The sequence below is a fragment of the Faecalibacterium sp. Marseille-P9312 genome (genome assembly GCF_902497445.1).
Taxonomy (GTDB): domain Bacteria; phylum Bacillota; class Clostridia; order Oscillospirales; family Ruminococcaceae; genus Faecalibacterium; species Faecalibacterium longum.
In genome coordinates this window covers 72,672-83,122 of sequence record NZ_CABVEW010000011.1, presented here as the reverse complement: position 1 = coordinate 83,122, position 10,451 = coordinate 72,672, and the positions used below count along the sequence as shown (strand labels likewise).

Annotated in this window: 12 protein-coding genes; 10 read left to right on the top strand and 2 right to left on the bottom strand. The window is 60.8% G+C overall.

The window, feature by feature from the left end; all coding sequences use genetic code 11:
* The first annotated feature begins 258 nt into the window (after window positions 1–258).
* The 8 genes from F3G95_RS09615 to F3G95_RS09580 all read left to right on the top strand — a co-directional run bounded on the left by F3G95_RS09615 (window position 259) and on the right by F3G95_RS09580 (window position 6,811).
* Window positions 259–1,200, top strand: a complete 942-nt coding sequence (locus tag F3G95_RS09615; protein WP_149794758.1) for a stage 0 sporulation family protein — start codon at window positions 259–261, stop codon at window positions 1,198–1,200.
* A 290-nt stretch (window positions 1,201–1,490) separates the two neighbouring features.
* Window positions 1,491–1,661: a 4Fe-4S binding protein gene (locus F3G95_RS09610; protein WP_015565033.1), complete on the top strand. Its 171-nt coding sequence runs from the start codon at window positions 1,491–1,493 to the stop codon at window positions 1,659–1,661.
* A 133-nt stretch (window positions 1,662–1,794) separates the two neighbouring features.
* Window positions 1,795–2,475 (top strand): methyltransferase, encoded by a 681-nt coding sequence (locus tag F3G95_RS09605; RefSeq protein WP_149794757.1) that lies wholly within the window; start codon window positions 1,795–1,797, stop codon window positions 2,473–2,475.
* A 20-nt stretch (window positions 2,476–2,495) separates the two neighbouring features.
* Complete coding sequence (rsmI, locus tag F3G95_RS09600) at window positions 2,496–3,347, top strand: 16S rRNA (cytidine(1402)-2'-O)-methyltransferase (protein WP_149794756.1); 852 nt, start codon at window positions 2,496–2,498, stop codon at window positions 3,345–3,347.
* A gap of 23 nt (window positions 3,348–3,370) precedes the next feature.
* Window positions 3,371–3,862 carry a YfcE family phosphodiesterase gene (locus F3G95_RS09595; protein WP_149794755.1) on the top strand — a complete coding sequence of 164 codons (492 nt, stop codon included), beginning with the start codon at window positions 3,371–3,373 and terminating at the stop codon, window positions 3,860–3,862.
* The gene (locus F3G95_RS09590; protein ID WP_149794754.1) at window positions 3,859–4,626 is read left to right on the top strand and encodes a biotin--[acetyl-CoA-carboxylase] ligase; all 768 of its coding nucleotides are present in this window, start codon (window positions 3,859–3,861) and stop codon (window positions 4,624–4,626) included. Before F3G95_RS09595 ends, F3G95_RS09590 begins: the two co-directional genes overlap by 4 nt.
* A 576-nt stretch (window positions 4,627–5,202) precedes the next feature.
* The gene (locus tag F3G95_RS09585) at window positions 5,203–5,844 is read left to right on the top strand and encodes a rhomboid family intramembrane serine protease (protein ID WP_149794753.1); all 642 of its coding nucleotides are present in this window, start codon (window positions 5,203–5,205) and stop codon (window positions 5,842–5,844) included.
* Between the two features lie 7 nt (window positions 5,845–5,851).
* Window positions 5,852–6,811, top strand: a complete 960-nt coding sequence (locus F3G95_RS09580) for a hypothetical protein (RefSeq protein ID WP_149794752.1) — start codon at window positions 5,852–5,854, stop codon at window positions 6,809–6,811.
* Between the two features lie 49 nt (window positions 6,812–6,860).
* On the opposite strand, the gene F3G95_RS09575 is transcribed toward F3G95_RS09580, so the two are convergent.
* Complete coding sequence (locus tag F3G95_RS09575) at window positions 6,861–8,150, bottom strand: D-alanyl-D-alanine carboxypeptidase family protein (protein WP_149794751.1); 1,290 nt, start codon at window positions 8,148–8,150, stop codon at window positions 6,861–6,863.
* A gap of 27 nt (window positions 8,151–8,177) precedes the next feature.
* Window positions 8,178–9,137 carry a D-alanyl-D-alanine carboxypeptidase gene (locus F3G95_RS09570; RefSeq protein ID WP_149794750.1) on the bottom strand — a complete coding sequence of 320 codons (960 nt, stop codon included), beginning with the start codon at window positions 9,135–9,137 and terminating at the stop codon, window positions 8,178–8,180.
* A 105-nt stretch (window positions 9,138–9,242) separates the two neighbouring features.
* Here F3G95_RS09570 and F3G95_RS09565 point away from each other — a divergent pair, with 105 nt between their 5' ends.
* On the top strand, window positions 9,243–9,749 hold the full coding sequence (locus F3G95_RS09565) for a gamma carbonic anhydrase family protein (RefSeq protein ID WP_149794749.1): 507 nt from the start codon (window positions 9,243–9,245) through the stop codon (window positions 9,747–9,749).
* 103 nt (window positions 9,750–9,852) lie between these two features.
* Window positions 9,853–10,401 (top strand): hypothetical protein, encoded by a 549-nt coding sequence (locus F3G95_RS09560; protein WP_149794748.1) that lies wholly within the window; start codon window positions 9,853–9,855, stop codon window positions 10,399–10,401.
* Window positions 10,402–10,451: the final 50 nt, after the last annotated feature.

The following is a 10,451-nucleotide window of genomic DNA, read 5'->3' as shown; positions in this document are numbered from 1 at the left end:
ACACGAGGGAATCTCCCTTGCAATAGTCCTGAAGTTAATATTTAACAAAACTTTCCTTAATCCACCTTCGTTTAGGAAGTCAATGGGAAGATCCCGGCTACTTTCTTGCCATATTTCGTGGAAATACGGGCCGGATTATGCTATACTAGAATGCAGAATGGAATTTTATCGCAATTTCAGGCACAGCGCCTATCCAGACTGCTCAAGGCCCATGTTCCGGGCTTATATACGTTCGATACGACCCCAAAGAGGAATGCTATGAAGAAAGTTATATCCGTCCGTTTCAAGGACAACGGCAAGACCTATTATTTTGACCCCGCAGACACCCCCATCAAGACCGGCGACTATGTTATCGTCGAGACGGCCCGGGGCGTGGAGTGCGGCGAAGTGGTGCAGGGCGTGAAGGAGATCGCCGACTCTGCTGTCCCCAAGGCCCTCAAGCCCATCACCCGGATGGCCGACAGCGTGGACGTGCGCCGGATGCGCCAGAACCGTGAGGACGAGAAGCGCGCCTACCACACCTGCCAGGAGTGCATCGCCCGCCACGGGCTGGAAATGAAGCTGGTGGAGGCCGAATACACCCTCGACCGCTCCAAGATCATGTTCTATTTCACCGCCGATGGCCGTGTGGACTTCCGTGAGCTGGTCAAGGATCTGGCCGGCATCTTCCACACCCGCATCGAGCTGCGCCAGATCGGTGTGCGCGACGAGAGCAAGATGATAGGCGGTCTGGGCATCTGCGGCCAGCCCTTCTGCTGCAGCCGCTTCCTGAAAGACTTTCAGCCCGTCTCCATCAAGATGGCAAAAGAGCAGGGTCTTTCCCTCAACCCGACCAAGATCAGTGGTGCCTGCGGCCGCCTGATGTGCTGCCTGGCCTACGAGGAGAGCGCCTACGAGTACCTGAACAGCATCATGCCCATGGTGGGCAGCACTGTCCGCACGCCGGACGGCCTCGGCACTGTGCTCGAGGTCAACCCCATCTCCGGCTATCTGCGGGTGCGCTGCGGCACCGAGGCTTTCGCGCCCCGGTACTATAAGGTGAGCGTCTGCGAGTATATCTCCGGCGGCAAGCGCGCACCCCGCCGCCCCGACCCGGACGACGATTATTCCGGCGTGCGCGACCCTGCCCCGGTGGTGGCTTCGGCCAACGCCGACGGCACCTCGTCCTGCCCCGGCTGCGGCAGAAAAGATAAAAAATAAGAGGCTGGAAATGGCGGGGTCTTTGAGTGGTTAGTCTGTTAAAACTAACTTTGCTTCGTGATTTTCGCCAAAAATCCTCTTCAAATTTCTCCAAAAGTTAGCCTGTGCTTTTGTGCAACCCACCAAAAAACGAAAAATTGCTTTTGGGCGGGTACGGTTAGTCTTGCCTTTTTGAAACGGCTTTGTTAGAATGCAGTCAAGGATACGATTTCCGAGGGGTCTGCCAGAGCCGTGCAGGGGCAGATTTCTTCATAAATACTGAGCACGGGGAGATAAAGGAGAGTTCTATTATGGCACACAAGGTTTCTGACGCATGTGTTGGCTGCGGCGCTTGCGAGGGCGCTTGCCCCGTTGGTGCAGTCGCTGTTGAGGGCGGCGTTGCAGTTGTGAACGCAGACGCTTGCATCGATTGCGGCGCTTGCGAGGGCGCTTGCCCCACCGGTGCTATCACCGCTGAATAATTTTTAGCAGATAGCGCGCGAATAACGCATCAAAAGCAGCAGACCTGCCAGGCGGGTCTGCTGCTTTTCTTTCTTGCATAATTTTTTCATCTTTCGGGACACAATATTTTGTCGGAGGATTTCGGCTGGGCGTATGGAACATTCTACCGAGATTTTGTATAATAAAACAGAAGTATACTGCTCCGCCGTCCACCGGTTCGGCTCGGACGCGCTTTTGCTGGCCCGCTTCTGCGAGCCGCGGCGCAGCCAGAAGGCGGCAGACCTGTGCTCCGGCTGCGGCATCGTGAGCCTTGAGTGGCACGACAGGGGCCATCGCGGCCTCTGCGCCGCCGTGGAATTGCAGCCCGAGGCCAGTGCGCTCTTACAGGAGGCTGTGGCCGCGCAGGGCATCGGGCACATCACCCCTTATCTCACCGACCTGCGCACCTTCCGGGAAGGGGAGGGCCAGTTCGATGTCTGCGCCTGCAACCCGCCCTATTTTACCGCCGGGCCGCAGAGCACCGACGCAGGCCGTGCCACGGCCCGCCACGAGACGGACTGCACCCTCGAGGATGTCTGCGCCTGTGGTTTCCGCCTGCTGAAGGACGGCGGAAAGCTTTCCCTCTGCCATCGGCCCGAGCGTCTGGCCGAGGTGCTGGCTGTGCTGCGGGCGCACCGCCTCGAGCCGAAGCGTCTGGCCTTTGTGAAGAATAAGCCCGGCGCCGCGCCGTGGCTTTTTCTTGTGGAAGCCCAGAAAAACCGCCGCACCGGCCTGCGCATCGAACCGGATGTGCTCATCACCGCCGGGGCAGCGATGTACGGAGAAGTAAAATAACAACATCAGGGAGGTCAATCATGGCCGGTATTCTTTATATCGTGGCAACCCCCATCGGCAATCTGGACGACATGCCGCCCCGCGTGGCCGCCACCTTCGGCGCGGCAGACTTCGTGGCCGCCGAGGACACCCGCGTGACCATGCGGCTGCTGAACTATCTGGGCCTGAAAAAGCCGATGGTCAGCTACTACGAGCACGCATTGCAGAAGGGCGAGGGTATCCTGCGCCGCATTGAGGCGGGCGAGAACTGCGCCCTCTGCTCTGACGCCGGAATGCCCTGCGTCTCTGACCCGGGCGAGGTCATCGTGCGGGACGCGCTGGCCCGGGGCATCAAAGTCGTGCCTGTCCCGGCGGCGTCCGCCTGCGTGACGGCGCTGGCCGTCTCGGGCCAGGACACCTCCCGCTGGGTGTTCGAGGGCTTCCTGCCCGTGAACCGGAAGCAGAAAAAAGAGCGTCTTGCTGAGCTTCTGGGTGAAAAGCGGACCGTCATCTTCTACGAAGCGCCCCACAAGCTGCGCACGACGCTGGACGACCTCGTGAACGCCTTCGGCCCGGAGCGGAGCATCACTCTCTGCCGTGAGCTGACCAAGCTCCACGAAGAGATCTGGAAGACCACCCTCGGGGAGGCGCAGGCCCACTACGCCGCCAACGAGCCGAGAGGCGAGTATGTTCTGGTCATGGCCGGTGCGCCGGCTTCCACAGAGCCGGAAGCAGAGATGACCCTCGAGCAGGCCGCACAGCGCGCCCTCGAGCTGACCGGACAGGGCTTCGGCCCCACTGCCGCCGCCAAGGCCGCAGCCCAGGGGACGCCCTACTCCAAGAGCGAAGTATATAAGGCACTGCTGACCATCCAGCAGCGCGACCCGGAATAAAATTTGAGGAGGATCCTTTTCCCGTGACGAAACTTCTGATTTTGAGCGACAGCCACAACAGCCGTCTGGCCATCGAAAACATTCTGGCCGCCGAGGCGGACAGCATCGACGCGCTCATCTTTCTGGGCGACGGCCTGCGCGACCTCGAGCAGGCGCTCACCTTTTACCCCTCTCTGCGGGCCTATGCTGTAGCCGGAAACTGCGATTTCGGTGCGCTGGAGCCGCTGGACGGGCTTGCCGCCTTTGACGGGGTGGTCGTCTTCTACACCCACGGCCATATGTACGGGGTGAAATACGACCTCGACACGCTGGCTGACGCAGCCGCAGCCCGGGGCGCGAACGTCGCCCTCTTCGGCCACACCCACATCCCGGTGGCAGAAGAGCGGGGCGGGGTGTTCCTGTTCAACCCCGGCTCCTGCGGTCGGTGCTACACCGGCCCCAACACCTACGGCATCCTGACCCTTGCCGACGGCAAGGTGGTCAGCCACGAGCACAAAGAGGTACCCAAAGCATGAGCATCAACGAGGTGCGCTGGCTGTCCGAGTGCGGCAGCACCAACGCTTACGCAAAAGAGCATTTTGAAGAGTTCGGCCCGGTGGGCGCGGTATACACCACCAATCAGACCGCAGGCCGGGGCCGTCTTGGCCGCAGCTGGGTGAACGCCGAGGGCCGCGCCCTCTATTATACGGCGGTCATCCGGGAGCCGCTGGCCCAGCCTGCCACCCTGCCGCTGCTGGCAAGCCTTGCCGTCCGCGATCAGCTGGCCCAGCGCTACGGCGTGGACTGCCAGATAAAATGGCCCAATGACCTGCTGCTGAACGGCAAGAAGGTCGTGGGCATCCTCTGCGAGAGCGTCAGCTACGGCTACCAGATGCAGGGCCGGGGCATCGTCTGCGGCATCGGCATCAATCTGGCACAGCCCCAGAGCTATTTCGACGCCGCAAACCTGCCCAACGGCACCTCCCTCGAGCTGCAGGGCGCGAAAGTGGACCTTGCCGCCGACCCCCAGTGGCTGGCCGAGGCGCTGACGGACTTCGGCTTTGACCGTCCGCTCTACACCTTCGCGCGGGAGGGCTTCGCTCCCTTCCGGGACGAGTACAAGGCGGCCTGCGTCAATCTGGGCCGCCACGTCACCTTCGATTTGCCGGGCGGCGGCACAGGCAGCGGCACAGCCATCGACGTGGACGCCGACGGCCAGCTCATCGTCCGCACCGACAGCGGCGAGGAAAAGGTCTTCACCGGCGAAGTCTCCGTCCACGGCATCTACGGGGCCGTATAAATTCTCCAGCATTCCAGCGCCTCTGCGGGCCGTCCGGCCCCGGGGGCGCTTTTCTTTTCTCCCTGCAAAGTTTGTGGAAAACTCGGGTTTTCCCACGGTTTTCCACACATGGTTTTTGCCGGGCAGCGTTTGTGGAAAACTCCTGCGCCAAAAATTCCAGAGGGGAGAGGCGCTTTTGTCCCAGGCGCGAAACGCCGCAGAAAATAAATTTTTGGCCTCGACTTTCTTTTCAAAAAAAGGCTCTGTGACCTCTTTTCTCCCCAGATTTTTCCTCTTTTCCCGTTTTAGAATACATCGTGTATAACCCAAAACTCAATTTTCTGTGGAAAACTCGGTGGAAAAAGTGGAAAACACTGTGGGAAACCCCACTTCTTTTTCACAAAATCGGTGGAAAACCCAGTGGAAAAAGTTAAAAAATCATTCCAGATGGGATACTCTTCCGATAACGCGCCAAAATGGAGTCCCGCACTTCCCACGGATTTTCTTGAATGGGCCGGGCAAACATGATACAATGAAAGACAGAAAATGGCCCCGGACATGGGCCGCAAAAATTTCTTTTCACGGAGGCGTCTGCCTATGAACTGGATCTCCCGCCTTGAGCGGAAATACGGCCGCTTTTGCATCCCCAATCTCATCTCCATCATCGTAGGCGGACAGATTTTAGTCTACGCCATCGAGCTGTTCGTCAACCAATTCATCTCAGTCTATCTCGGCCTGAGCCGGAGCCTGCTGCTGATGGGGCAGGTGTGGCGGCTCATCTCCTTCGTCTTTATCCCGTTTTCGGGGGGCGGGCCGCTGAGCGTCATCCTCGGCATCTACTTCACATGGTTCATCGGCACGGCGCTGGAAAAGGAATGGGGCGATTTCCGCTTCAACCTCTACTTCCTGCTGGGGATGATCGGCACCGCGCTGGGCTGTCTCGTCACCGGCATCCCCGCCGACACCTACTGCCTGTCGCTGTCGCTGCTGCTGGCTTTCGCCATGCTCTACCCCGAGGTGCAGGTGCTGCTGTTCTTCGTCATCCCGGTAAGGGTGAAGTATTTCGGTCTCTTCGCCGCTGCCATGTGGCTGTTCAGCTTCCTGACTGCCGGGTGGCTGTATAAGGTGAGCTATCTGCTGAGTATGCTGGGGTTTGTGCTCTTCTTCGGGCCGCAGGCACTGCGCAGCGTCCGGGCGTGGATACGCCGGGAGCAGTGGAAGCGGAAAAACCGGAGGTGAGCCGCACATGATGATAGACCGCCTTGCGGGCAATGCGGCCCTGAAAGACAGCGTCCGCCTGATGCTGGGCAGCTGCCGTCTGACCCACAGCGTGTTATTGGTGGGCGAGACGGGCCTGGGCGCGGGCTACGCGGCCCGGTGCGTGGCGGCAGACTATCTTTACCCGGCAGGCGGCGCACCTGCTGAGGCCCTTCTGCGGGGCGAATGCTGCCGTGCCGTGGGCAAAGCCGGTGACCGCGACAGCGGCCGCATCGAGACCGGCGTGGTGCGGGAGGCCATCTCCGTCACCGGCATGGGCTCGGGCGGGCGGTATCTCGTCAGTCAGGTCAAGGCCATGCGCACCGAAATTTTCAATACCAGCCTCTCCGCCGAGGGCCGCGCCGTCCTGCTCTACCATGTGGAGCGGATGAACGAGGAATCCGCCAACGCCCTGCTGAAGGTGATGGAGGAGCCGCCGGAAGGCGTGCTCTTCCTGCTGACGGCAGATTCGCTGGCCGGTGTGCTGCCCACCATCCGCAGCCGCTGCATCAGCTTCGCCGTGGCCCCGGTCAGCCCCGAGGAATGCGCCCGGTGGTGCATCGGGCAGGGCGTGGACAAAAAGCAGGCCCGGCTCTACAGTGAGCTGTTCGACGGCCACATCGGCACAGTGCTTGCCGCCGCCCGGGACGACGCCCGCCGGGAACAGGTGGAAAAGGCCCTGACGCTGGCCAAGGCCGCTGCGGCTCACGACAGCTATGCCGCCGCCATCCTGCTGGCCGGGTACGAGAAGGACAAGGCCGCAGCAGCGGCCCTGCTGGGCGATTTCCGGGCCGTAGCCGCCGCCGGGCTCCGGGGGTGCGCCAGCACCCCTCTGACGGGTGACGCCGCCCGCCGCGCCCTCTCGCTGGCCGATGCGGCCATTCAACGGCTCGCCGCACAGGTGAACCCCAAAATCACACTTTCCGTTCTTGCAGCGAAGCTTGGATAAAGCAAAAGCTCCCCTTCCGGGGAGCTTTTCCTATTGCGATTTGATTCGATTATCTTCTGCGGGACCAACTCCGCCGCCGCAGGTTCAGCGAACCGCCGCCGGCCACCATCGTCAGGAAGCCCAGCACGATGAGGATGCCGATGAGCGCAGCCATGAGAAGAAGGGTCGTTTTGGCGTCGGTGCGAAAGTCAGACACATATTCTTTGTGGGTCACGAGGTCCACCGTTCCCATCTCGTAGCCGTCGAGGTAGACGGTGGCCGTACCAAGCACAGCACCCTCCTTGACGGTGGCCGAAGTGCTCTCCGGCACCGAGAACTCGAAGGTCACTTCATCGTCGGCGTGGCCGTAGCCGCTGAGGCCGCTGGCGGCGTAGAGCTCCACGGCTTCCTCCGTGCGGCACTTGGTCAGCGGGATGGTGGTCAGCACCGTCTCCGTGTCCACGAGCTGACGGTCAGAAAAGCTCGAGAAGGCCCAATCCAAAATCTCCGCACACTCGCGGTAGATGTTGTTCATATCACTGCCCAGCACCACGAGGCCGTAGGTGTGGCCGTCCTGCTGGGCAAAGGTAACGAAGCACCGGCCTGCGAGGGTGGTGAAGCCGGTCTTCATGCCCCGGACATAGTCGCGGTGATAGGCATACTCCGGGTCCAGCATGAGGTTGGTGGCCTTGATGGTCCGCTCGTTCTGGTGCAGGTTCGTGGCGGGCAGCGTATAGGTGAGGGGGTTCGCGGCCTGCATATAGGTCTCGTTGGCGTAGCAGGCAGCGGCAATTTTTGCAAGGTCCTCTGCCGTGGAGACGTTGCCGTAGTCGTACAGACCGTGGACGCAGGAGAAGGTGGTATCCGTGCAGCCCAGCTCCTTGGCGCGGGCGTTCATCTGGGCCACGAAGGCCGTCAGGTCGCCGCCCGAGACGTCGCTGGCGATGACGCTGGCCGCGTCGTTGGCGCTGGCCACCAGCAGACCGTAGAGCAGATCGATGCGGCGCACCGTCTCGCCGATGCGGAGGTTCATGGTGGAGCCGTTGGCGTTCTGGATGTCCTTGAACTCCTGGGTCAGGCTGGTGGGGATGGTGATCTCAGCGTTCATGTCCTTGCCGCTCTCGAGGAAGAGCAGAGCCGTCATCATCTTGGTGAGGCTGGCGATGTAGCGCTGCTGGTCGGAGTTCTGCCTGAGGATGGGCTTGCCGGTATCCAGATTGAAGAGATAGACCGACTCGGTGTCGCTGGCCGTCTGGATGGGCATCTGATAAGCGGCAAACCCGGGCAGGGCGGCGCAGATCATCAGCACCAGCGTGAGCAGCAGCGCCGTGCTCCGGCGCAGGAAGGTGGGTCGATTCATAGGCTTGTCCTCCTTAACATTCAAACATCAGCCAAACACTTTGTGCCAGAATGCACTCAGCCCGTGCTTCTCGGGTTCGGCCTCGGGCTCTGCCGGGGCGGGGTGCAGTTCGGGGCTGGTAAAGGCCCAGTCGAACAGCTCTGCCGCCTCCCGGAAGATATTCTGGGAGTTCGAGCCCAGAATGACCAGCCCATAAGTATGGCCGTCCTGCCGGGCAAAGGTGACGAAGCACCGCCCGGCCTGGGTGGTGAAGCCGGTCTTCATGCCGTGGGCATCGCTGCGGTAAAAGCCGCTGCCGGGCTGCAAAAGCTTGTTGGTGGTCGTGACCGTCCGGGCCGGATGCACATTGGTGGCGGGCAGTTCATAGGACACCGTGTCCGCTATCTGGCGGTAGGTCGGGTCCGCATAGCAGGCCAGCGCGATCTTCGCCATATCGCGGGCCGTGGAGTAGTTGCCGCCGTCGTAGAGGCCGTGGGGGCAGGTGAAATGAGTGGCCGTACAGCCCAGCTGACTGGCCCGGACGTTCATCTGGGCCGCGAAGGCGGCCAGACTGCCGGAGGTATCGACGGCCAGTACGCTGGCCGCGTCGTTGGCGCTGGGCAGGAGCATGGCGTACATCATATCGATGCGGCGCACCGTCTCGCCGGCCTGCAGGCCGATGGTGTGGCCACGGTTGGCCCGGATGGACTGAAGTTCCGGCGTGAGGCTGGCCGGGATGGTGATGCCGGCGCTGAGGTCGGTGCCGCTTTCCAGCACGAGAAGGGCCGTCATCATCTTGGTCAGGCTGGCAACGCAGCGGGGAAGGTCGGGGTTCTGCTCCACGAGAGCTTCGCCGGTGTCGGCATCGAAGAGGTAGATGGATTCCTGCGGGTAGGCGGCCTGAATGGGCATCGCGTAGACGGCAAAACCGGACAGTGCCGCTGTAGTCATGAATGCAGCGGTCAGGACCAGAGCCAGAAGCCGCCGCGCAAAGGGATGAAACTGCATAAATTGATACTCCTTCGGAAGCCTGGGGGCTTCCTTGCTCCGACAATAAGAGCTATAATAAAGAATACCATAAATGAAGCAAAAGAGAAAGGTGGTTTTTCAACAATGATGCTCTCCTTTGGTGGAAAAATGCCCCGGGATGAGGGCGCTGTCTTTGTGGCGGCGAATGCGACGGTACTGGGCGACGTGACGCTGGGCAGGGGCGTGAACATCTGGTACGGGGCTGTACTGCGGGCCGACGAGGGCGCACTGATACTGGGCGAGAACAGCAATGTGCAGGACAACGCCGTGCTCCACTGCGACCCCGGCGGGCAGGTCGTTCTGGGCAAAAACGTCACGGTAGGCCACAGCGCCCTTGTCCATGGCTGCACGGTGGGGGACAACAGCCTCATCGGGATGCATGCTACCATCCTCAACCACGCCGTCGTGGGCAAAAACTGCATCATCGGGGCCGGGGCGCTGGTGCCTGAGGGGATGGTCATCCCCGACAACTCGGTGGCGGTAGGCGTGCCGGCCCGTGTCATCAAGACCATCCGGGACGACCAGCTGGCCCACAACATCGAGAACGCAAAAGCTTATGTGGAGATGGGCCGTCAGCACGCGGCGCTGTGAGATACTTTGTTGTATATTACACCGAATCGCTTGTACCGCTGGCTTTTCTATGCTATCATCGAGTCAAAACAGGGCGCGTCCCGCCCGCACGGAGGTATGAAGAATGTCTGAGATGTTTTCCCGCCGAGTATTCATGAGGGGTCTGGGCGTTGTGGCCGCTGCCGCTGCCCTGACGGCCTGCTCTTCCACCAATGAAGCTGTCAATCAGGCTTTGATTGAGGGCGCAGTCGGCGGCATCGTGGCTGCGGATTGCAAAATTGGCAGAAGCAGATATTGGGCCGCAAATGCCACTGTTCCCGTCAACGAGATCTCTTTCAGAATCGTCATGACTAATGTCAGCTCGAAGCCCGTGACGCTCAGCGGTGATAACTTTGTCACTACGCTGGATGGTACCCCCATCACCCCGTTCCGCTTCAGCGCACGGGATGTGGGAGATGCAGACATCTGGCGCACCTATGACAGTCTCACCATCAGACCCGGCGAGGAGCGCAGTGTTGCCTTGGAGTATGAAATCAACCAGTCGACCTATGACAGCTGGTACCGTTCCAGCCGCACCGTCGCCGTTAGCTTTACCTGCGGCAATCAGCGCGTGACCTACACCAAAAATTCCCGCTCTGACGAAATCACCGTGAGCGACATCGAGACGCTGTAAGCAAAGCGCTGCATTTCCGCTCCAAAAATTTCACAGGCCGATTAACAAAT